Origin of the sequence: Burkholderia pyrrocinia (assembly GCF_001028665.1) — a bacterium.
Taxonomy (GTDB): Bacteria; Pseudomonadota; Gammaproteobacteria; order Burkholderiales; family Burkholderiaceae; genus Burkholderia; species Burkholderia pyrrocinia.
In genome coordinates this window covers 726755-749686 of the sequence record NZ_CP011505.1, presented here as the reverse complement: position 1 = coordinate 749686, position 22932 = coordinate 726755, and the positions used below count along the sequence as shown (strand labels likewise).

Annotated in this window: 19 protein-coding genes; 10 read left to right on the top strand and 9 right to left on the bottom strand. The window is 67.8% G+C overall.

Translation table 11 applies throughout. From position 1 onward, the window contains the following. The first annotated feature begins 1 nt into the window (after position 1). The 3 genes from ABD05_RS33430 (at position 2) to ABD05_RS33420 (ending at position 3491) form a co-directional block, all read left to right on the top strand. Positions 2-1633 (top strand): bifunctional 3-(3-hydroxy-phenyl)propionate/3-hydroxycinnamic acid hydroxylase, encoded by a 1632-nt coding sequence (locus ABD05_RS33430; RefSeq protein ID WP_047904400.1) that lies wholly within the window; start codon positions 2-4, stop codon positions 1631-1633. After that, positions 1623-1955: an NIPSNAP family protein gene (locus ABD05_RS33425; protein ID WP_047904399.1), complete on the top strand. Its 333-nt coding sequence runs from the start codon at positions 1623-1625 to the stop codon at positions 1953-1955. Before ABD05_RS33430 ends, ABD05_RS33425 begins: the two co-directional genes overlap by 11 nt. Before the next feature lie 84 nt (positions 1956-2039). Then, the gene (locus ABD05_RS33420) at positions 2040-3491 is read left to right on the top strand and encodes an NAD-dependent succinate-semialdehyde dehydrogenase (protein ID WP_047904398.1); all 1452 of its coding nucleotides are present in this window, start codon (positions 2040-2042) and stop codon (positions 3489-3491) included. Positions 3492-3539: 48 nt separating this feature from the next. Here the strand turns inward: ABD05_RS33420 and ABD05_RS33415 are convergent, their stop codons facing one another. Next, positions 3540-4268: an IclR family transcriptional regulator gene (locus tag ABD05_RS33415; RefSeq protein ID WP_047904397.1), complete on the bottom strand. Its 729-nt coding sequence runs from the start codon at positions 4266-4268 to the stop codon at positions 3540-3542. A gap of 313 nt (positions 4269-4581) precedes the next feature. Here ABD05_RS33415 and ABD05_RS33410 point away from each other — a divergent pair, with 313 nt between their 5' ends. Continuing rightward, positions 4582-5637: a porin gene (locus ABD05_RS33410; RefSeq protein ID WP_047904711.1), complete on the top strand. Its 1056-nt coding sequence runs from the start codon at positions 4582-4584 to the stop codon at positions 5635-5637. Between the two features lie 59 nt (positions 5638-5696). On the opposite strand, the gene ABD05_RS33405 is transcribed toward ABD05_RS33410, so the two are convergent. The 7 genes from ABD05_RS33405 to ABD05_RS33375 form a co-directional block, all read right to left on the bottom strand. Further along, complete coding sequence (locus ABD05_RS33405) at positions 5697-6845, bottom strand: porin (RefSeq protein WP_047904396.1); 1149 nt, start codon at positions 6843-6845, stop codon at positions 5697-5699. Between the two features lie 194 nt (positions 6846-7039). Then, positions 7040-7603 (bottom strand): cytochrome b, encoded by a 564-nt coding sequence (locus ABD05_RS33400; RefSeq protein ID WP_047904395.1) that lies wholly within the window; start codon positions 7601-7603, stop codon positions 7040-7042. Positions 7604-7751: 148 nt separating this feature from the next. Next, a complete protein-coding gene (locus ABD05_RS33395) occupies positions 7752-9116 on the bottom strand; it encodes an aspartate aminotransferase family protein (RefSeq protein WP_047904394.1) in 1365 nt (454 codons plus the stop codon). Positions 9117-9171: 55 nt separating this feature from the next. After that, positions 9172-10617 (bottom strand): aldehyde dehydrogenase family protein, encoded by a 1446-nt coding sequence (locus ABD05_RS33390; protein ID WP_047904393.1) that lies wholly within the window; start codon positions 10615-10617, stop codon positions 9172-9174. A gap of 285 nt (positions 10618-10902) precedes the next feature. Continuing rightward, entirely contained in the window at positions 10903-12342 is a 1440-nt protein-coding gene (locus ABD05_RS33385) for an APC family permease (protein WP_047904392.1), read from the bottom strand. Positions 12343-12640: 298 nt separating this feature from the next. Beyond that, on the bottom strand, positions 12641-13585 hold the full coding sequence (locus tag ABD05_RS33380; protein ID WP_047904391.1) for a helix-turn-helix domain-containing protein: 945 nt from the start codon (positions 13583-13585) through the stop codon (positions 12641-12643). 437 nt (positions 13586-14022) lie between these two features. Continuing rightward, complete coding sequence (locus ABD05_RS33375; RefSeq protein ID WP_047904390.1) at positions 14023-14724, bottom strand: FadR/GntR family transcriptional regulator; 702 nt, start codon at positions 14722-14724, stop codon at positions 14023-14025. A gap of 234 nt (positions 14725-14958) precedes the next feature. On the opposite strand from ABD05_RS33375, the gene ABD05_RS33370 reads away from it, so the two are divergent. The 6 genes from ABD05_RS33370 to ABD05_RS39380 all read left to right on the top strand — a co-directional run bounded on the left by ABD05_RS33370 (position 14959) and on the right by ABD05_RS39380 (position 20732). After that, complete coding sequence (locus tag ABD05_RS33370) at positions 14959-16503, top strand: sugar ABC transporter ATP-binding protein (protein ID WP_047904389.1); 1545 nt, start codon at positions 14959-14961, stop codon at positions 16501-16503. Beyond that, the gene (locus tag ABD05_RS33365; protein ID WP_034182410.1) at positions 16496-17527 is read left to right on the top strand and encodes an ABC transporter permease; all 1032 of its coding nucleotides are present in this window, start codon (positions 16496-16498) and stop codon (positions 17525-17527) included. Before ABD05_RS33370 ends, ABD05_RS33365 begins: the two co-directional genes overlap by 8 nt. Before the next feature lie 38 nt (positions 17528-17565). After that, the gene (locus ABD05_RS33360; RefSeq protein ID WP_047904388.1) at positions 17566-18513 is read left to right on the top strand and encodes an ABC transporter substrate-binding protein; all 948 of its coding nucleotides are present in this window, start codon (positions 17566-17568) and stop codon (positions 18511-18513) included. 73 nt (positions 18514-18586) lie between these two features. Beyond that, positions 18587-19603, top strand: a complete 1017-nt coding sequence (locus tag ABD05_RS33355) for an aldo/keto reductase (RefSeq protein ID WP_047904387.1) — start codon at positions 18587-18589, stop codon at positions 19601-19603. Further along, entirely contained in the window at positions 19600-20475 is an 876-nt protein-coding gene (locus ABD05_RS33350) for an amidohydrolase family protein (protein ID WP_047904386.1), read from the top strand. The genes ABD05_RS33355 and ABD05_RS33350 overlap by 4 nt, the downstream gene beginning before the upstream one ends. A 128-nt stretch (positions 20476-20603) precedes the next feature. Further along, positions 20604-20732 carry a hypothetical protein gene (locus ABD05_RS39380; RefSeq protein WP_274521917.1) on the top strand — a complete coding sequence of 43 codons (129 nt, stop codon included), beginning with the start codon at positions 20604-20606 and terminating at the stop codon, positions 20730-20732. A gap of 52 nt (positions 20733-20784) precedes the next feature. Here the strand turns inward: ABD05_RS39380 and ABD05_RS33340 are convergent, their stop codons facing one another. Next, the gene (locus ABD05_RS33340) at positions 20785-22743 is read right to left on the bottom strand and encodes an autotransporter-associated beta strand repeat-containing protein (RefSeq protein WP_047904385.1); all 1959 of its coding nucleotides are present in this window, start codon (positions 22741-22743) and stop codon (positions 20785-20787) included. Between the last annotated feature and the right edge of the window lie 189 nt (positions 22744-22932).

The following is a 22932-nucleotide window of genomic DNA, read 5'->3' as shown; positions in this document are numbered from 1 at the left end:
CATGAGAGCGAACAATCCGGAACGGACGTCGGTCGCGATCGTCGGCGCGGGGCCGAACGGCGCGGCGATGGCGAACCTGCTCGGCCTCTATGGCGTCGCGACGACGGTCATCGAGAAGGCGCCGCAGATCGTCGAGTTTCCGCGCGCGGTCGGCATCGACGACGAAGCGCTGCGGATGTTTCAGACCGCCGGCCTCGCCGACGAGCTGAGCCGCGACATCATCCAGAACGTGCCGCTGCGCATGTTCAAGGCGAACGGCGAATGCTTCGCCGACATCCGCCCGTCGATGCGCGAATTCGGCTGGTGGCGGCGCAACATCTTCATGCAGCAACTGGCCGAGCGCACGCTGCGTGACGGGCTGGCCCGTTATCCGCACGTGTCGCTGCGGACCAGCGAAGAAGTGGTCGGCGTCGAACAGGACGACCAACGCGTCACGTTGCAGGTGCGCCGCGCCGACGGGCAGCAGTATGCGCTGGAGGCCGACTACGTGGTGGCGGCCGACGGCGGGCGCAGCCCGATGCGCGAGCTGCTGGGCGTGAAGCTGGCCGGCACGACGCATCCGATCAAATGGGTCGTGGTCGACGTGAAGAACGCCGGGCTCGACCAGCCGTGCACGGCGCTGAACTGCGACCCGCGGCGCCCGAACGTCTGCATCTATCTGCCGTTCAATTTCCGGCGCTGGGAGTTTCTCGTGTTCCCGCACGAGGACGAAGAGGCGATCGCGCAACCGGAATCGATCCGCGCGCTGATCGCGCCGTACGTCGACGACGTCGATCGCATCGAGATCGTGCGCGCGCGGACCTATACGCACCATTCGCGCCTCGCCGAACGTTTCGTGGTCGGCCGCGTGGCGCTCGTCGGCGATGCGGCCCACCTGACGCCGCCGTGGGTCGGCCAGGGCCTGAATGCGGGCTTGCGCGACGTGGGCAATCTCGCGTGGAAGCTGGCGGGCGTCGTCAACGGCGCATTGCATCCCGGCGTGATCGGCAGCTACGAATCGGAGCGGCGCGACCATGCGAAGGCGATGATCGACCTGGCCGACACGTTCGGCGCGATGCTGATGCCGACCAACCGGCTCGTCGCGTTCCTGCGCGATCGTTTCCTCGGGCTCGCGCGGTATGCGCCGGGCCTGAAGGACTACATCCTGCAGATGCGTTTCAAGCCGATGCCGAGCTATACGCGGGGCGTCGTGCTGCCGGGGGCGCCGGGCGACGCAGTCGGCAGGATGATCGCGCAGCCCGACGTCGAAACGGCCGACGGCGTGCGCAGCAAGCTCGACGACGTGCTGGGCCCGTGGTTCTCGATCGTCGGCTGGCAATGCGATCCGCAGGCGTGCCTGAGCGACGACGATCGCGCGTACTGGGCGGCGCTGGGCGCGACGTTCGTGCAGGTCAGCCGTTCGCGCAGCGGGACCGGCCGCGCGCGGCGGGTGACCAGCGCCCACGGCAGCACGTGCGTCGAGGACGTCGACAACGCGCTGGCGGACTGGTTCGACCGGCATGCCGGCCCGCTCGTCGTGGTGCGCCCCGATCGCTACGTGGCAGCGCAGACGGATGCCGTGGGGATGGCCCGCGTGACCGCGGCCTTTCAGGCGTTCGCGCCGCGACAACCGGAGGAAGCGCATGTTTGTTGAGCAACGCACCTATACGCTGGTGCCGGGCGGCGTCGCCGAATATCTGCGGCTGTACGCGGAATGCGGGCGCGCCGCGCAGGAGCAGGCGCTCGGCACGATGATCGGCTGTTTTGCGACGGAAGTCGGGCCGCTGAACCAGCTCGTCTATCTGTGGGCGTTCGATTCGCTGGACGATCGCGCCCGGCGCCGCGCCGTGCTGATGGCCGACCCCGAGTTCAGGACGTTTCGCGGCAAGGTCCGGCATCTGCTCGTCCGGCAGGAAAACCAGATTCTCCGGCAGGAAATCGGCGGCCTGTTGCGTGCGCCGAGCCAGGCCGCGTGATGCGATCGTCGCACCGTCCGCGCCCATCGTGCAGTCTCTACCGAGGTATCCGTCTTGATTCCGTTCACGCCGCTGACTTCCCGCATGGCGCCTGATGCGCAACGCGATTACGCGCCGCTCCACCTGTATATCGATGGCCGGTTCCTGCAGGCCGACGGCCGGCGCACGCAGCCCGTTCTCGATCCGGGAACCGGCCGCGTGCTCGGCGAATTGCCGCATGCGACACCGGACGATATCGACGCCGCGGTGCACGCCGCGCATCGCGCGTTCGCGGCATGGCGGCGCGAGTCGCCGCTCGCGCGCTCGAACATCCTGCGTCGTGCGGCTTCGCTCGTGCGCGAGCGTGCCGAAGCCATCGGCCGCCACATCACGATGGACCAGGGCAAGCCGCTGCGCGAGGCGATCGCCGAGGTCGTGTCGTCCGCCGAACAGCTCGAATGGCATGCGGAGGAGGGGCGTCGCACTTACGGCCGCGTCATTCCGGCGCGTTCCCCGGACGTTGCGCAGACGGTGCTGCGGGAACCGATCGGCGTGTGCGCGGCGTTCTCGCCGTGGAACTTCCCGTTCAGCCAGGCGATGCACAAGATCGCGGCCGCACTGGCGTCGGGCTGCACGCTGGTGCTGAAAGGGCCCGAGGAATCGCCGAGCGCGATCGTCGCGCTTGCGCACATCTTCCACGATGCCGGGCTGCCCGCGGGCTGCCTGAATATCGTCTGGGGCGTGCCGGGCGACGTGTCGACGCGGCTGATCGAGTCGCCGCTGGTGCGCAAGATCTCGTTCACCGGTTCGGTGCCGGTCGGCAAGCAACTGGCGGCGCTTGCCGCGTCGCACATGAAGCGCATGACCATGGAGCTGGGCGGGCATGCGCCGGTGCTCGTGTGCGCGGACGCGGACATCGAGCGTGCCGCGACGATGCTGGCCGCGTACAAGTTTCGCAATGCCGGGCAGGTGTGCGTATCGCCGACGCGGTTCTTCGTGCAACGCCCGGTGTTCGAACGGTTCGTCGCCGCGTATCTCGATGCGGTCGGCACGATCCGCGTCGGCTACGGGCTGGCAGAGGGGACCACGATGGGGCCGCTCGCGCATGCGCGACGCGTGTCCGAGATCGACGCATTCGTCGCCGATGCAAAGGAGAAAGGCGCGGAGATCGCCGCGGGCGGAACACGCTTGCCGGGGCCGGGGCACTATTTCGCGCCGACGGTCGTGCTGGGCCCGGCGCGCGAGTCGCGCCTGATGAACGACGAGCCGTTCGGCCCGATCGTCGGGATCGTGCCGTTCGACGAACTCGACGATGCGCTCGCCGAGGCCAACCGCTTGCCGTTCGGCCTCGCGTCGTACGCGTTCACCGCATCGGCGCGCAACGCGCACCGGATCGGCCGCGCGCTCGAAGCGGGCATGGTCAACATCAATCACTTCGGGATGGGGCCGGCGGAGATCCCGTTCGGCGGCGTGAAGGACAGCGGCTTCGGCAGCGAGGGAGGCACGGAGACGTTCGACGGTTACCTGGTCACCAAATTCATCACGCAGATGAATTGAATTGACGGTGTGGTGTGCACGGCGTCGTTCGCGACGCCGCGCGAATGTTCAGGTGGCTGCGCCGATCTGGGCGGTGGCGTCGATCAGGAGCTTGCCGAGCACGTGCTCGTCGAACAGCGCGAAGTGTTCGGCGCGAAAGACCAGCGACAGGCTGCTGTTGATTTCGCCGCTGCTGGCGGTGCGAATCGGCGCGGCGATGCCGACGAAGCCTTCGTCGAGCTCGCCGCGCGAGATCCAGTATCCCGCGTCGGCGACCTGCTGGCACGCGCGCCAGAACCGCGTCCAGTCGGCCGCGAATTCGCCGAGCTCGGCGTTGTGCCGTTCGTGCAGGCGTTTCAGGCGCGCGCGCGACATCGCGGCCACGATCACTTTCGACGACGCGCCCTGGAACAGCGGCATGATGCGGCCGCGACCGAAGCCCAGTTGCAGGTTCTCGGCGCCGGTTTCGTGCATCACGTTGATGATCTGCTCGTCGAACAGCGTCGACACGAGCGCGTCGCCGCCGGTGACCTGGACCAGTCTCTGGATCACGGGTTTCGCGGCGGTGAGCGTCGGGTCCGACTGCCGCATGTTGTAGTCGAGATGGATGATGCGCGGGCCCAGCGTATAGCGGCCGTTGCTGCTGACGAGCAGGCCGACGGAGGCCAGTTCCTTCACGTAGCGGTAGCACGTGGTCCGCGAAAAGCCCATGAGTTCGGCGATCTCCTCGGCCGTCATCGACGTCGCGGACGAAGAGAAGACGTCGAGGATGGACAGCATTTTGGTGAGGCTCGACATGACGTGATCCGGGATTCAGGCGGCTTGCGGCAATGGAACGGGAAGATCGGCAGCGGTTCGGGCAGCGGGGCTGCGGCACGAATGCGGCAGCGGCGGCGACAGGGCCGTAGTCTAACTTAAGTCACGCACGCGGCAACCGGATTCGCGTCAACGAATGTGCGGGATGCAGGCCGCCGGCGGCAGGGTGGATCGTGCCGACTTTGATCGATATGGAATCCTATTTTAGTGCGGCGAATCATGCCGGGTCGATGCCGCCTGCATGCCGGTCGGTTCGCACGCGCATCGGCCGGGAAAATTTGATGAGGAGAAGAAGATGAAAGTGTGGTTCCGAATGGTGGCATTGTGCGGTTGCGGTGCCGTTGCACCGACGTTCGCGCAATCGAGCGTGACGCTCTACGGTTCGCTGGACACCGGCGTGACCTATACGAGCGACGTGGCGTCCGCGCCGCGCGGCGGCCGTCAGGTCGCGCTGCAGGCGGGCGTGGCGCGCAACGACGTGTGGGGCCTGACGGGCAGGGAGGATCTCGGCGGCGCCAATTTTGCCGTGTTCCGGCTCGAAAGCCAGTTCCAGACGTCGGACGGCGCGCTGACCGTGCCGGGCTCCGCGTTCAGCTCGCAAGCGTACGTCGGGCTCGGCGGCGACTGGGGCACCGTGACGCTCGGGCGCCAGTTCGATTTCGTCGGCGATCTGCTGCCGGCCTTCGCGGTCGGCGCGAACACGCCGGCCGGCCTGCTCGCATGGGGACTGCCTGCCAATGCGTCGGCAGGCGGCGCGCTCGACAACCGCGTGTGGGGCGTTCAGGTGAACAATGCGGTGAAGTACGTGAGTCCGACCTTCGGCGGGCTGTCGTTCGGCGGCATGTGGGGGTTCGGCAATGTTCCCGGCACGGTCGCGCGCAGCAGCGTGCAGAGCGCGATGCTGTCCTACACGCAGGGTGCGTTCAGCGCCGCGCTCGCTTATTTCGGCCAGCACGACGTGGCTTCCGGCGGCAATCTTCGCAACTTCTCGGGCGGGGCCGGTTACAACCTCGGCCAGTTCCGCATCTTCGGCATGGTGTCGGACGTCCGGATCAGCGCCGCCGCACCGCTGCGGGCAACCACCTACGACGCCGGGCTGACCTATGCGCTCACGCCGTCGTTGCAGCTGGGCGGCGGTTTCCAGTACCAGCAGCGCGGCGGCGACGTCGGCCCGGCCAATCAGGTCACGCTGAGCGCCGACTATTCGCTGTCGAAGCGTACCGGCCTGTACGCGGTGTTCGCACGCGGGCGCGACAGCGCGTACGGCGCCCAGATCGAAGCCGCGCTCGGCGGGGCGGCGGCCGGCTCGACGCAGACTGCGGTGCGCGTCGGCGTGCGGCATCAGTTCTGACGGCATGGGAAAACACGGGCTGCCGCGCACGCCGCGCGCCAGCCCCGGTTCTGCTGCCATCAGAAACGATGCATCATCCCGACGCGCAAGGCCAGCTGATTGCGGCCCGACGACTGCCCGGCGGTGCCGAGCACGTGCGCGAAGTCGAAGTCGGTGCCGGTGTTGCCGGTCGCATGCTGGTACGCGCCCTGGATGTAGGTCGAGGTCCGCTTGCTGAGGTCGTAGTCGAGCATCATCGACACCTGGTGCCAGCTCGGCGATGCATCGCCCGCCGCCGTCGCCACATGCGCGCGCGTGTACGTATAGGCGGCGCCGAACCAGAAGTCAGGCCGGAAGTAATACTGGCCGTTGACCTCGAAGTTGTCGAATTTCCACGCGTGCTGCGAGCCCGTCGCCGGCTGGTTCGCGAAGTAGATATTCGATTCGGGGCTATACACGTCGACGTGCGAATACGCGGCGGACAGCGTCAGCTTGTCGCTGAACTTGTAGGACGCGCCGGCATCGATGTTCTGCTGCGAGCGGCCGCTGAAGACCGTATCGTCGCTCGACAACGCGCCGCCCGCGGTCGCGCCGCCGTTGTTGGCCTTCAGGTACGCGACGGCGGCGGAGAACGCGCCCATCTGGTACTGCAGCGCGGCACTGTACACACGGTTTTTGGCAAAGCCGCCCGCCTGGTTCGAGAGGCCGTAGAGCACTTCGCCCTTGAAGCCGGCGTACGTGGGCGACACGTACTTGACGCTGTTCTGGATGCGGTAGTCCCAGTCGGCATTGTCGTTGTCGTACGGGTGGGCGCCGAAGTCGCCGAGCCAGTTTCCGGTGGCCGTGAACGTGCTCCACATGTCGAGCGTGGGATCGTACTGGCGGCCGAACGTGAGCGTGCCGAACCGGTCGGAATCGAGCCCGACGTACGCCTGCCTGCCGAACATCCTGGACGTCACGCCGACTGCACCCGTGCTCGCGTTGAAGCCGTTCTCGAGCTGGAACAGCGCCCTCAGCCCGCCGCCGAGGTCTTCCGTGCCTTTCAGCCCCCAGTTGCTGCCGACGGTGTCGCCGCTGACCATCTGGTAGGCCTTGCTGCCGCCCGCGTTGCTCGTGAAATTGACGCCTTCGTCGATCAACCCGTAAAGCGTCACGGTACTCTGCGCGTGTGCCGTCAGGCTGAATCCCATCGCGCCGGCGGCCGATACGGCCGCAATCATCTTCTTCATCGTCGATCTCCAGGTGAGGGCCGGTAGGGCCGTGCGGTACCGTTTTCGATGGCGTGCGGGCGCGCCGGACGCTCGAAACGGTCCGTCAGTAGTTAGTAAAACGAAGTATTTGAAATGAAAGAAACCGGACCGCCGCGGTCGAGCGACCCGCATGCGGAACGTCGCCGGGATCGCGGCCCTGTATTGCCGCGGCGTTACAGCATGCGCCGCAATACGTCGTTTTCGCGGTTCGAGTCGAAGAACCGGTGTTTCAGTGCGGCGAGGATATGCAGGACGATGAGCGCAAGCAGCGTGTAGGCCAGCGTCTTGTGCAGCCACTGGAATGCCTCGAACCAGTGGTCGTTCTTCGGCAGCAGCTCGGGTACGCGGAAGAAGAAGAACGGCACGCCGTCGCTCTGCGTATACGTGCTGGACATCGAGTAACCCATCAGCGGCACGATGATCGCCAGCGCGTACAGCAGGTAGTGGGCGATCTTGGCGAGCTTCCGGTCCAGCTTCGGCAGGCTCGACGGCAGCGGCGGCAACGGCTTCATCGAGCGAATCGCCAGTTGCGTCAGGACCACCAGCAGCGTGAGTACGCCGAACTCCTTGTGGGTCGGGTAGTACCAGTCGAACTTGGCCGGCAGGTTGTCGTCGAGCCGGACCATGGTCCATCCGGTCCACAGCTGCGCGCCGATCAGGATCGCCCTGGCCCAGTGAAGCAGCCGAAGCGCGAGCGGGTATTTCTCCACCGTGAATGCAATGGCCTGGTTTTCCATTTGGCTTGTGTTCCTTGAAAGCGAAATTACGACAGGCGGGATGCCGATCGTCGACTTCGACGTCCCGCGGCGATCTTCGTCGAACCGAGGCCGGATCGCGGCGCACGAACCTTCGACGAAAAGTCCGTGCGCCCGGCTGTCCGCGCGGTCAGGCGATCGATCGCGAATCCGCGCAGCACTCCTGCAGCGCCTCGCGCAGCGTCACCGCGATGAAGTCGGCCTCGCCCTGCTGCAGCGTCAACGGCGGCGACATCACGACCTTGTTGGCGATCGCCCGGACCAGCACGCCGCGCTTGCGCGCCGCATCGGCCACGCGCGCCGCGAACCCCTTGCCCGGATCGAGCGGCGTGCGGCTGGCCTTGTCGGTCACGAGGTCGAGCGCCAGCATCAGCCCCTTGCCGCGGACGTCGCCGACGGTCTCGAAGTCGCCTTTCAGCGGCAGCAGTTGCTCGAGCAGGCGCTGGCCCACCCGTGCCGCATTGCCCGGCAGATCCTCGGCTTCGACGATGTCGAGCACCGCGAGCGACGCGGCGCACGCGAGCGGATGCCCGCTGTACGTATAACCGTGCATGACCATGTGCGAGAAACCCGCGCCATGTTCGATCGCCTGCGCGATGCGCCCGTTGTACAGCGTCGCGCCGAGCGGCACGTAGCCGGCCGAAATGCCCTTGGCGACGCACAGGATGTCGGGGGCGACGCCCCAGCCGCGGCTGCCGAGCAGGCTGCCGGTGCGGCCGAAACCGGTGACCACCTCGTCGGCGATCAGCAGGATGCCGTTCCGGTCGCACACGGCGCGCACGCGCGCCCAGTAGTCGGCGGGCGGGACGATCAGGCCGCCGGCGCCCTGCACCGGTTCGGCGACGAATGCGGCGATGGTCTGCGGGCCATGGAACGCGATCGTTTCCTCGAGCTGCTGGATGCAATGCTCGACGAGTTGCTGCGGATCGTCGCAGTTCCACGGGTTGCGATAGAGCCACGGCGTGTCGAGCAGCACGCAGCCGGGCAGCAGCGGACCGTGATTGTAATGGTAGACGCCGTTGCCGCCGATCGACGTACCGCCGACGTGCACGCCGTGATAGCCGTTGCGCAGCGACAGGAATTTCGTGCGCGACGGCTCGCCCGCGGCGACCCAGTACTGGCGCGCCATCTTGAGCGCGGTCTCGACCGCGTCGGACCCGCCGCTGCCGAACATCACCCGCTGCATGTCTTCCTGCGCGAACATCGCGCACAGGCGGTCGGCCAGGTCGTACACGCGCGGATGGGCGACGCCGTCGAAGGTCTGGTAGTACGAAAGCTCGTCCATCTGGCGGGCGATCGCGGCCTTCACTTCAGGCCGGTTGTGGCCGACGTTGACGTTCCACAATCCGCCGACGCCGTCGAGCATGCGGTGGCCCTCGACGTCGTACACGTAGTTGCCGTCGCCGCGCTCGATGATCACGGTGGGGGTCGTATGCCCGGCGGCCGCCGAGCTCATCGGGTGCCAGAATCGCTTTTGTCGCTTTTGGTAGTCCATGGTGGTTCTCTCACGAAGTGCTTGAACACAGTGCGGCGCGACGTGCGCCGCGGGATCACAGGGCTGCGGTGATGATCTTTTCCTCGAGGTACGAATCGAGCGCGGCCGTCGACAGGTCGCGCCCGATCCCGCTCTGCTTGGTGCCGCCCCACGGCAGGCGTGCGTCGATCGGGCTCCACGCATTGATGGCGACCGCACCGACGTCGAGCCGCTCGGCGACGCGGTGCGCGGTGCCGACGTCCTGCGTCCAGACCGACGCGGACAGGCCGAACGGCGTGTCGTTGGCGATGCGGACCGCGTCGTCCTCGGTGTCGAACGGCATGACCATGCCGACCGGGCCGAACACTTCTTCGCGAGCGATTCGCATGTCCGGATGCACGCCGCCGAGAATCGTTGGGCGCATGAAGCAGCCGCGCGGCGGCACCTGTTCGTCGCCGGCGAGCAGCACCGCGCCGTCGGCGAGCGCGCCTTCGACGTGCGCGCGCACGCGCGCGAGGTGGCGCGGGTTGATGAGCGCGCCCATTTGCACGCCGGGCTCCGACGGCGGGCCCACGCGGATGGCGCGGGCGGCGTCGGCGAGCCGCTCTTCGAGGGCGCGTGCAATCGAGCGGTGCGCGAGCACGCGCGAACCGGCCGCGCACGTCTGCCCCTGGTTCGCGAACATGCCGGCCATCAGCGACGGGATCGCGCGGTCGAGGTCGGCATCCGCGAACACGATCTGCGCGGCCTTGCCGCCGAGTTCGAGCGTGACGCGCTTGAAGGTCTTGGCCGCTGCGCCGGCGATCGCGCGGCCGACTTCGGTGCTGCCGGTGAAGCTGATCTTGCTGACGAGCGGGTGCGCGACCAGCGCGGCACCGACTTCCGAACCGACGCCGTGGACGATGTTGACGACGCCGGCGGGAAGGCCGGCCTCGCAGACGAGTTCGCCGAGCCGGGACAGCGCCAGCGGCGTGTCCTCCGACGGTTTGATGACCACCGGGCAGCCGGCCGCGAGCGCCGGCGCGAGTTTCCACACGGCGATCATCAGCGGTGCGTTCCACGGGATGATCTGGCCGGCGACGCCCACCGGCGCGCGCCGCGTGTAGCTGAGCGTCGGGCGGCCCATGAAGCCGTCGGTCGGAATCGTGCGGCCCTCGAGCTTGTCGGCCCAGCCGGCGAAGTAGCGCAGCGTGTCGATGCTCATCGGGATGTCCATCATGCGCATCTCGGCAAGCGGACGGCCTTGTTCGACGGCCAGGAGGTTTGCCAGCGCGTCGCCGTCGCGCTCGACCAGGTCCGCCAGCCGAAGCAGCCAGCGGGCCCGGGCCGAGCCGCCCGCGCGCGCCCATGCGTCGTCGTGCAATGCGCCGTGTGCGGCGCGCACCGCGCGATCGACGTCTTCGGCGGTCGACGCGGGCACCGCGGCGACATAGTCGCCGGTCGCCGGCGCCAGCTTTTCGAAGGTGCGGCCGGCAGATGCATCGCAATGCCGGCCGCCGATCAGATTCTGAATTTTCATCATGGTGTCCGTATTTCCCAGGGGCGAATCGTCGGGCCGGGCCGGTCGAGGCGATGGCGGCTGCCACGGCCCGGCTTCAACGTCGGATCCACTGTATGTCGATGAAATGGCGGGCCTTGTCCGCTATCGGCAATCGTTGCCGCGCGATCGGGATAGGGAATACCCGCGCGGCGGCGCCGGCGCGACGCATCGATGCGTGTCGCGCCGGCAACGGGAAAGCGTCGGGGGGCAGGGCAACGCGACGCCGGCGCCGCGCACGGCACCGGCGGGGCGGCGACTACCGGGCGACTACTGGACGGCGCGTCCGAGTTCGCGATACAGGTCGGGATCGCTGCGCTTCAGGCGCAGCGCGGCGCGGATGCCGAGCGCGCCGATGGCGAGCAGGAAATACGGAAACATCGCGACGAAGGTCGAATCCGATCCGCTCAGCACGGACAGGTTGCGCACGACCAGCACGAGGCATGCGCCGAGCGCGATCACGCTGACGAGCGGCGCGATCAGGCGGTGCACGAGGCTGGCGTCGCGGTGGTCGCGCGCGAAGAACGCGATGACCGAGGCCGCGACGAGGATCTGCACCGCGATGATGCCGATCGTGGCCAGCGCGCTCATCCACGAGAACACGACCGCGAACGGATCGAGGCGGAAGGCGGCGGAGCCGGCGATGGCCGCGAGCGCGATCAGCGTCTGCACTTTCCCGGCGACGTCGGGGCAGCGATGCACGGGGCACGTATGGCCGAGCTTGCGCCACAGCACGCGTTCGCGGCCCATCGCGTAGAAATAGCGCGTGATCGTGTTGTGGAACGACAGGATGGCCGCGAACAGGCTCGTGACGAGCAGCACGTTCATCGCGTCCGTCGCGATGCCGCCGAGCAGCCGGCCGCTGACGGCAAACCACAGGTTGGCCGGATCGCGGTTCGCTTGCGCGGCGATCTGCCCTTCGCCCCACGCCTCGACGATCGCCCACGACGACAGCGCGTAGAACACCATGATCAGGATCACGGCCAGGTACGTGGCGCGCGGGATCGTGCGTTTCGGGTCGCGGGCCTCCTCGGAGAAGATCGCCGTCGCCTCGAAGCCCATGTACGAGCCGAGCACGAACACGAGCGCGGTGCCGAGCCCGGGCGTGAACACCATCGCGGGGCTGAACGGCTTCGCGCTGAAGCCGCCGGCGTTCGCGCCGTGCACGACGATCGCGAGATCGAGCAGCATCACGATCGCGATCTCGCCGATCATCAGCATGCCGAGCAGCCGCCCGCTGAATTCGATGTGCCGCGCGCCGCAGAAGTGGACGGCGACGACGCAGGCCAGCGCGAACGCCCACCACGGAACGTCGATGCCGTAGTGCTGCTGGACGCCGTTGTTCAGGAAGAAGCCGAACATGCAGTAGATCGCAATCTGCACGGCGTTGTACGCGACGATCGCGACGAACGCGCCGCCGACGCCGGCCGGGCGCCCGAGCCCGTTCGCGATATACGCATAGAACGCGCCCGCATTGGAGATGTGCCGGCTCATCGCCGCGTAGCCGATGCTGAAGATCAGGTACATCACGCCCGCCAGCACGAATACGCCGGGCACGCCGGGGCCGTTGCCGAGCGAGAATGCCGCGGGTGTCGCGCCGACCATCGCGGTGAGCGGCGCGGCCGCGGCGACGACGAAGAAGACGATGTGTGAAAGTCCGACGGCGTTTTTGCTGAGCCCTGCTTCGGACCGGGATGACAGTTCGTTCATAGGTAGTCCCGCTGACCGGATCGTCCGTCAGGAGTCGACACCGGCATGCCTGATCAATATCCCTGCGCCGCGGGCCGATCCTGACGATCCGGCAGTGGGTGCTGCCGTCCGCCGACGACACAGGTATGCGCTTCGACGTCCGCCCGGTGACGCGCACGGAGCGCGCGAGCGGGGCGACGACAAAATTTACGGTGCCGAAAAGCCGGACGTTGTCCGCTATCGGCAATCCGCGTGCGCCGGGTGGCAGGGGATTACCCGGATGCGACGCCGCGGCGCGCGGCGCCGCGTATGCGCGACGTCAGCTCAGGCGCGGCGTGTGCGACGGCAGCTCGTGGAAATGCTGCTGGTAGTACGCGGAGAAGCGCCCGAAGTGGCAAAAGCCGAATTGCGCTGCCGCGTCGCCGATCCGCATCGTCTCGGGTGTCGTCATCAGGAAGCGTCGCACCGCGTTCAGCCGGATCGAGCGGAGGTAGGCCGTCGGCGTGGTGCCGACGACGTTCTGGAAGCTGTATTGCAGCGTGCGGCGGCTGATCCGGAGGTGATGGCAGAGATCGATGACCGTCGGCACGTCGTCGCTTTGCAGCGCGATCTCCTGGCTGCGGCGAACGATGTAGCTTTGCGTCGATGCCGACGGCAGCGCACCGGCATCCGATTCGTCGGACTGTACGAGGTCGAGCAGGATGCCGACGACACTGTGCGCGAGCACGCGTTCGTCGAACGCGTCGCGTGCGGTGAGCGAACCGCTGTCGAGCGCCTGGCCGAGCACGCGCTCGAGGCCGTCCAGCGCATTGCGGTAACGCGCGGGCGAGATGGGGAGCACCGGCTGCTTCAGGATGCGCGCGGGCAGGTTCGCGAGTTCGTCCAGTTCGTGATCGGCCGTGAGCGTGCGATCGATCGTGAAGGCGAGCACTTCGGTATCGCACGGAAGATGGGCGACGAACTCCTCGCCGCCGCGCAAGGTCAGCAGGCTCGGGCGCTCGACGGTGCGCCCCTGGACCACCGGCGCGACCGCGCTTGCGATCGGCAGTGCGAAGCAGAGGCGATCGCGCGGCGCCAGCCCGTGCTGCATGACACGCTGGTTGATGCGTTCGCGAAAGACATGAAAGCGCTGGCCGGCGACCTGGCGCAGCGTGGTCGTGGCGGTGCCGGGGCTGATCTGGTCGTAGTGCTGCGACCAGTTCACGATCGCCTGGGAATGGAGGAACACATCCGAGAAGCACAGTGTTTCAGCGTGCAGGTTCATGGTCTGACTAATGCGTCCCTTCTCAAATTCGATGCCGGCCGAAGCCGGCTCATGCTGCCCGGGCGCGGGCAGCGCGATCGCGCAATGCGCGCGATCCGCCCGGAATCTCCCGGAAGGTGCCGTGCGGCCCGACCAGTCGTGCCGACGATCATATCCAGAAAAAAAACGTCGGGTGACGCGTCGGCAAGACGCCGTTGCCGCACTTCGCGTCACCTGCAAGCGTCGTGTCGCGGATAGCGACGGGTGAGCGCAAGGAACGTGAAATAAAAGCCCGAAATGCGGGACAATTCAGAAAATTGGTTGTGAATGAAGGTGCAATGAATTATTGAAATCCCATTATAGGGGATTCAATTTAATTCCGAGATGGGGTTTACACACGGTGCCGCGCGACGCATTGCGCGAAGGGCGACAAGGGCGCGAAGGCGCCCGTGTGCCGGTCAATCCGGGTCGGCTTTCAGCCCACCGTCGATCCATCGCGCTTCCGACGCGCGAAGATGCGCGCGGATGGCCGTCTGGGCCGCGATCGGGTCGCCGGCCTGCAACGCGTGGAGCACGTCCTCGTGCTCCTGCACGGCGGCGGTCCAGGTCTGCGGATTCTCCGCGTGGCCGCGCATGGCCGCGGCGATCGGGTCGTGGCGGCTGTCGAACAGCTCGCCGACGTAGCGGGTGAGCACCGAATTTCCGGCGGCTTCCGCAATCAGCATGTGGAACTGCCGATCGGCTTCGACGGGCGATTTGCCGGACTCCGCGAGCCGCTTCATGCGCTGAACCGTGCGGCGCAGGCGATCGAGCATCGCGGCCGTCATCCGCGCCGCGGCCAGCGCGGCAACGCTGCCCTCGATGGCCGCGCGCGCCTGCATCAGTTCCGACGGACTGTCGCCGAGCGTGCCCATCGTGCCGACATCGTCGGCCGCCGTGTCGCGCACATAGACGCCGGAGCCCATCCGGATCTCGATCTGGCCGCCGATTTCCAGCGCGATCAGCGCCTCGCGAAGCGACGGGCGCGATACGCCGAGCGTCAGCGCCAGCTCGCGCTCGGGCGGCAGACGCTCGCCGACTGCGAATTCGCCCTGACGAATCAACGCGACGATCTGCGCCGCGACCGATTGGTAAAGCCGCTTGGGTTCTGTCGATTTCATCCGATGGATCTTGGTCAATGCGCTTTCCGCGCAAGCGCGCGTCGCAAAGTCTATCACGCTCGCCTCATCGCTCTATACGGCGGCCCGTTAGTGCAGATGTCCGGGTTTTCACCATTGGTAAGATCGGATGCAAATATATAAATTGGCTAGACCAAAAAGTGGCTGACTTGATGTAATTCTTCGAAATTGGACTGACCAAACGGAGACGAGGTCGGCCCTTCCCAAGGAGACGTAATGGCAATGCCTCGCAATCTGCCCGGTCAGGCCGCACAGGACGAAGCGGACCGGGAGATCCTGCGCCTGGAAGGGATTCGCAAGCGCTTCCCGGGCGTCCTCGCGCTCGACGGGATTCGCCTCGACCTGCGCCGCGGCGAGGTGCATGCGGTGTGCGGCGAAAACGGCGCAGGCAAGTCCACGCTGATGAAGATCATCAGCGGTCAGTACCTGCCCGACGAGGGCGTCGTTCACTATCGCGGCGCGCCGGTGCGGTTTCGTTCGGCCTCCGAAGCGCAGGCGGCCGGCATCGCGATCATCCACCAGGAACTCAATCTCGTGCCGCACCTGAGCGTCGCGGAGAACCTGTACCTCGCGCGCGAGCCGCGGCGCGGGCCGTTCGTCGACACGAAACGGCTCAATGCGGATGCGGCACGCTGCATTGCGCGGATCGGCCTGAACGTCGCACCGACGACGAAGGTCGGCGTGCTGTCCATCGCGCAGCAACAGATGGTCGAAATCGCGAAGGCGCTGTCGCACGATTCGCGCGTGCTGATCATGGACGAGCCCACGTCGTCGCTGACGGAATCGGAAACGGTGCAGCTCTTTCGCCTCATCGAGGAGCTGCGTGCCGACGGCGTGGCGATTCTGTACATCTCGCACCGGCTCGACGAAATGGCGCAGATCGTCGATCGCGTGACCGTGCTGCGCGACGGGCGCCACATCTCGACGGACGATTTCGCCGACGTGAGCATCGACGACATCGTCGCGCGCATGGTCGGACGGACGCTCGACGACGCGTATCCGTCGCGGCAATCGACGCCGACCGACGAAGTGCTGCTCGACGTGCGGGATCTGCGCCGCGATGGCGTGTTCGGGCCGGTGTCGTTCGCGCTTCGCAAGGGCGAGATCCTGGGTTTCGCGGGACTGATGGGCGCCGGGCGCACCGAAGTCGCGCGCGCGATCTTCGGCGCGGACCGCCCGGACGGCGGCGCGATCACGCTGCACGGCCGGCCCGTGGCGATCCGCTCGCCGCGCGAGGCGATCCACCACGGCATTGCGTATCTGTCGGAGGACCGCAAGAAGGAGGGGCTGGCGCTGCCGATGCCCGTCGCGGCGAACCTCACGCTCGCGAACGTGCGCGGCATCGCGTCGCGCCTGGGCTTCCTGCGCTTCGACGACGAGCTCGACGTGGCGCGGCGCTACGTGCAGGACCTCGCGATTCGCACGCCGTCGGTGCAGCAGCTCGTGCGCAACCTGTCCGGCGGCAACCAGCAGAAGGTCGTCATCGGCAAATGGCTCTACCGCGGCTCGAAGATCCTGTTCTTCGACGAGCCGACGCGCGGCATCGACGTGGGCGCGAAGTTCGCGATCTACGGGCTGATGGACCGGCTCGCCGCCGACGGCGTCGGCGTGGTGCTGATCAGTTCGGAACTGCCGGAGCTGCTCGGCATGACCGACCGGATCGCCGTTTTTCACGAAGGTCGATTGACCGCGTTTCTCGACACCCAACACACCAGTCAGGAGGAGATCATGCACTACGCTTCGGGGCGTCCCCATGCTTGAAATGACATCGGATCGAAGCCAGGCCGACGAGCGGGCGGCGCGACAGCGGCGCCGCGACCTGATCCAGAAGTTCGCGGCGCTGGGCAGCCTGGTCGTGCTCGTGTTCGCGTTTTCCGTATCGAGCGCGGCGTTTTTCTCGGTCGACAACCTGATGACCGTCGGCCTGCAGGTGACCTCCATCGCCTATCTGGGCGTGGCCGCCACCTGCGTGATCATCACGGGCGGCATCGACCTGTCGGTCGGCTCGGTGCTCGCGCTGGCGGGCGTCTCGTCCGCGCTGCTGGTCAAGGCGGGCGTGCCGGTGCCGGCGGCCATGGCGGCCGGGATCCTGGTCGGCGCGCTGTGCGGGTTCGTCAACGGCATTTGCGTGACGCGCATGGGCCTGCCGCCGTTCATCGCGACGCTCGGGATGATGCTCGTCGCGCGCGGCATCGCGCTCCAGATCACCGGCGCACGGCCGGTATCGGATCTCGGCGACGCGTTCGGCGCGCTCGGCAACGGCGCGCTGCTGCGCATCTCGCGCATCGGCGCGGACGGGTTCCCCGACACGACGTTTCCCGGCATTCCGTATCCGGTCGTGATCATGGTCGTGCTGTTCGTCGTGGTTTCCGTGCTGCTGTCGAGAACGTCGCTCGGCCGCCATATCTACGCGGTCGGGTCGAACGCGGAGGCGGCCCGCTTGTCCGGCGTGAACGTGCAGGGCGTGAAGCTCTTCACCTACGTGCTGTCCGGCGCGCTCGCCGGCGTGACCGGCTGCGTGCTGATGTCGCGGCTCGTCACCGGGCAGCCGAACGAAGGCGTCATGTACGAGCTCGACGCCATCGCCAGCTCGGTGATCGGCGGCACGTCGCTGATGGGCGGCGTCGGGACGATTTCCGGCACGGCGATCGGCGCGTTCGTGATCGGCGTGCTGCGCAACGGCCTGAACATGAACGGCGTGTCGAGCTTCATCCAGCAAATCATCATCGGCGTCGTGATCCTGGGCACGGTCTGGATCGACCAGTTGCGCAATCGCCGGCACTGACCGGCAGCAGTTCCCACCAACGAGAAGCGGAGCGAGACATGAACAAATCCATCCTGCTGGCAGCATCGGCATGCCTGTTCGCGGCATGCAACAGCGGTGCGTACGCGGCGGGCGGCGAGATCGCCGTGATCGTCAAGACGGTCAATTCGAACTACTGGCAGAACGTGCAGAAAGGCGCGAAGGCGGCGCTCGACGGCGCCAAGGGCTACACGATGACGTTCCAGGGCCCCGCGGCCGAGTCCGACATCAGCGGGCAGGTCAACATGGTCGACAACGCGGTCACGCGTCATGTGGCGGGCATCGTGCTCGCGCCGTCCGATCCCGATGCGCTCGTGCCCGCGATCAAGAAGGCGTGGGAAGCGCACATTCCGGTCGTGCTGATCGACTCGGCGATCTCGGACGCCGGCAAGCCGTATTACCAGGCATTCCTGACGACCGACAACGAGAAGGCGGGCGCGCTGTGCGCGAAGGCGCTGATCGACCGGGTCGGGCAGTCGGGCAAGGTCGCGATCATGTCGTACGTGCCGGGCGCGGGTTCCGAAGTCAGCCGCGTCGGCGGGTTCCGCAAGTACATCGCGAGCCATTCGAAGCTGCAGATCGTCGGCCCGTACTACTCGCAATCGCAAATGGCGAACGCGCTGAACCAGACGACCGACGTGCTGTCGGCGAACCCCGACCTGAAGGGCATCTTCGGCGCGAACGAGCCGACCGCGGTCGGGATGGGCCGTGCGTTGAAGCAGTCGGGCAAGGCCGGCAAGGTGGTGGCGATCGGGTTCGACGGCAACGAGGACCTGCAGGGCTTCGTGCGCGACGGCACGGTGCAGGCGATCGCCGTGCAGGGCTCGTGGCAGATGGGGAACCAGGGCGTGCGCACGGCGCTCGACGTGGTCGAACGCAAGCCGGCGCCGAAGCTGATCGATACCGGCGTCGTGATGGTCGACAAGCAGAACCTCGATTCGGAGGCGGCCAGGAACGTCCTGTACTGAGCGACCGCGCAAGCCGCCCGCGCACGGGCGGCGACTGCCGGCCGTGCCTCTTTCCCGCACCCTGTCACGACTCATGAACGCAAACGATATGCGCGCATTGCCGCGCAGCGGTCTGACGATGTCCGCGCTCGGTCTCGGCTGCTCGCAGCTCGGCGGCCTGTATCGCCCGATGTCGGCCGCCGACGCCGATTCGCTCGTCGAAGCCGCGTGGGCCGCCGGCCTGCGCTACTTCGACACCGCGCCGTATTACGGCTACACGCTGTCCGAGCGGCGCGTGGGCGCGGGGCTCGCGCCGCGCGAGCGCGGCGCGTTCACGCTCAGCTCGAAGGTCGGGCGCTTGATGCGCGCCGACGCGAGCGTGCGCCCGGGCGACGACGGCTGGGCCGAGCCGCTGCCGTTCCGGCCCGTCTACGACTACAGCTACGACGGCATCATGCGGTCGCACGAGGACAGCCGGCAGCGGCTCGGGCTCGCGCGGATCGACATCCTGTACGTGCACGACATCGGCGCGATGACGCACGGCGATCGTCACGCGCACTACTGGGAACAACTGACCCGCGGCGGCGGGTTTCGCGCGCTGGACGCGCTGCGTGCGGGCGGCGAGATCGGCGGGTTCGGCCTCGGCGTGAACGAATGGGAAGTCGCCGCCGCTGCGCTGAACGAGGCCGCGCTCGATGCCGTGCTGCTGGCCGGCCGCTACACGCTGCTCGAACAGACCGCGCTCGAGCCGTTGCTCGACGCGTGCGGCCGCGCGGGGACGGGCATCGTGGTCGGCGGCGTGTTCAATTCCGGCGTGCTGGCCGGCAACGGCAAGTTCAACTATGCGGACGCCAGCGCCGACGTGATCGACAAGGCCACGCGGCTCGGCGCGCTGTGCAACCGCTTCGACGTCCCGCTGCCCGCCGCCGCGCTGCAGTTTCCGTTCGGCCATCCGGCGGTCGTGTCGTGCGTGGTCGGCGCGCGCAGCGTGGCCCAGCTGCAACAGAACATCGCATGGTTCGAGCGCCCCGTGCCGAGCGAACTGTGGGCCGCGCTGCGCGACGAAGGGCTGATCGCGGCGCGCGCGCCCGTCCCGGGAGCGCGCGCATGACGGCGCGCATCGACGCACATCAGCACTACTGGCAAATGGGCGCGCGGGCCGGCTGCTGGCCGCCGGCCGAACTCGACGCGATTCACCGCGATTTCGGTCCCGCCGATCTGGCGCCGCTGCTCGACGCGGCGCGCATCGACGGCACCGTGCTCGTGCAATCGCTGCCGAGCGACGCCGACACGCGCTTCCTGCTCGATCTCGCGGACGAAACCCCGACGGTCGGCGCGGTGGTCGGCTGGGTCGACCTGAAGGCTGCCGACGCGCCGGCGCGGATCGCGGCCTTTGCGGCGGCGCCGAAAGCGCGCGGGTTGCGACCGATGCTGCAGGATCTGCCCGACGATGCGTGGATCGACGATCCGGTGCTGGATCGCGCGGTCGCCGCGATGCTCGAACATGCGCTGCGTTTCGATGCGCTGGTGATGCCGCGCCATCTCGATGCGCTGCATGCGTTCGCGCAGCGCCACCCGGATCTGCAGATCGTGATCGATCACGGCGCGAAGCCGTTCATCGAGCGCGGCGAGCTGCAGCCGTGGCTGTCGGCGATGCGCCGCCTTGCGAGCCTGCCGAACCTGCACTGCAAGCTGTCGGGCCTGTGGACCGAGGCCGGGCCGTCGGACGGCGCGGACGCCGTAAGAGCGCGCACGCGGCCTTATGTGCATGCGCTGGCCGACCTGTTCGGGCCGACGCGACTGATGTGGGGCAGCGACTGGCCGGTGCTGCGGGTGGCGTCGGCGTGCGGCGGCTACGGCGACTGGCTGGCCGCGTGCGAGGACGACTGCGCGCAGTTCCTCGGCTCGGCGGCGCTCGCCGATCTGTTCGGCGGCAACGCGCGCCGTTTCTACCGGATCGACGCCGCGAGCAGCGGCGCATGACCTGATCGTAAGGAACCCGACATGCTCGGCGTGATCTGCGAATCCCCCGGCGTGCTGCGCGTGCAACATCGCGAACCGCCCGTGCGCCGGAGCTTTGTGCCGAGGTGGCCCGGCGGCAGGGCGGCGCCGTGCCCGACGTCCACGATTTCAACCTGCCCGCGATCATCGATCTGCAACGGCGCTTCGGTACGCGGCCTCGCCCGTCGGGCGAAGCCGGCATGCGCGACGAAGCAGGGGCCTCCGGCCGCTTCGCCTGACCGGCACCGCCGGCGGGCGGCGCCGTTGCACGGATCGATGCCCGCTGCCGGGTTATGCCGCCGACAGCGTGATCGACACACCCGTCGCCGTATAGACCGGCGTCGCCTTGAAGCCGTCGACCGTCACCGTCGAGAATTTCGCGGCGCCTGCTGCCGCGTCGATCAGCGCGATGGTGTCGCCGGCTTTCGGCGTATAACCGTTCACGAACTTCACGTGCAGCGTGCCGCCCGCGACGGTGAACGCACCACCGACGCGCAGGCGCCCGCCGCCGTTGCCGTCGATGTCGAGTTCGAGCGTCGTGTTGTCGAGCTGCGTGTAGCGGGTCGCGATTGTCACCGGTGCGCCGGCCGCGATCCGGATGCCGCCGCCGGAACCGACATACACGTCGCCGTTGCCGAACGCCATCGTGGAAGCCGCGGCGAGCGTGCCGCCGCTGACCTGCGTGCCGCCCGTATAGCTGTTGTTGCCAGCCAGCGTCAGCGTGCCGCTGCCCTGCAGCGTCAGCTTGCCGGCGCCCGCGATGTCGTTGCGCCACAGGTCGGCGGCGTTGAGGCCGCCCTTCGACGCGTCCATCGCGACGATCACGTTGCCGTTGAACGCGCCGTAGCCGTCGGCGGCCGCGAACAGGTTCAGCCGGCCCCAGCCTTCCGCGTCGTTCATCACCGGGTAGCCGGACGGCAGTTCGGTGGTCTTCAGCACGACACGCCGCTGGTCCGCGCCCAGATACGGGAAGCGCGTCTGCAGCAGGATCTCCGCACCCTTCGGCACGACCGGCGGCGCGCCGGTCGCGTCGATCGCGCCGAAGCCGTACGTCATGCGGCGCGTGAAGGCCGCCTTGTTGGTCGAGTAGTCGGCGAACCGGTCGGTCGCCGTCGTGCCCGAGCGCGCGAATGCGGCGAAGGTCGCATCGGTCGTGCCGGTAAGCTGCTGCAGCGTCTGGTGTGCCTGGCCATACGCGGCCTGCGCGTCGCTCGCGTATGCGGCGAGGTTGGCCGCGCTGACGGCCAGCGCGAGCATGCGGCCGCCGATCACGTCGAGCGGCGAGTGCATGCCGGCGAGGATCCGGTTCTCGCCGAGCTCGAGGCCGCGGCCGACCATTTCCTGGAAACGCTCGGGCACGAGCCACGCCATCGTCACGGCGTCGCGCATCGCTTCGGCCTGGTGACCGCTGATGAAGCCGCCGTCGGTCGCCGGCGTCGTGCTTTCCGCGGGCACGAGCGTCGGCGCGACGACGACGCTCGAACTCCAGCGATACGGCCGCGCATATTTGTAGAAGCGCTTCGCGGGTTCGGTCGACGCGTTGTTGCCCATCTCGTTGAGCAGGTCGACGACTTTCCCGAAATTCGCGTTGCCGCTGCTGCCCACGCCGACGTTGTTGCCGGTGTCGTTATAGAGGACGGTCGTGGCGTCGGCCGGCACGCTGGTGATGCTGGTCGTCTGCTGGGCCGCGGTGCGCCATGCCGCGGTGAGCGGCCCCATGCCGTCCGTCACGCTGTAGCCCTTGCCGCGCCGGTCGTCGAAGTAGGCGGCGTCGGCTTGCTGCGGCGTGCGCGCGGTCGTCGCGTTGACCACGTATTGCACGTTCGCCGACAGCACCGTGTCGTTCAGGCTCGTGCCGCACGGCGTGCCGTTGCCGGGCAGCCCCGTGCAGGTGGAAGGCGAGATGGCCGGAAACGCGCCGTTGGCCGCCGCGGTCACGCCGGCATCGACGAGCATCGTCGACGGCTGCCACAGGTCGAGGAAGCGGCTCACCACGCGCACGGCGGCGTTGGTCGACAGCGTTGCATAACGAGCGTCGCCGCGCTGGTTGGTCGCGACGTTGTCGACGAACGCGGGCACGCTCGGAACGGGCGCGCTGTCGACGAAGCCGGGGTCGGCCGGCGGCGCCGCGACCGAGGCGTTCGTCGAGTTCGTTGCGACGACATCGTCGCCGCCGCCGCAGGCAGCCAGGACGATCGCGGTCGATAGGGCTGCGACGTGCAGCGGGAGACGGCTCGGTGACGCAAACATGCAAACTCCATCCTGAGGGTAGAAGATGGAGCATTGTGGTGGCCGATCGTTACGCGACGGTTACGAAACCGTTTAACGTCATGCGGCGTGAGCGAGCCCGTCCCGCGTTCGGCGGATGATGTTTAGTTTGACTTCCTAAACGGGACGGGTATCGACAGCAATATGGATGTCGGCAGTGGTGCGACGCGG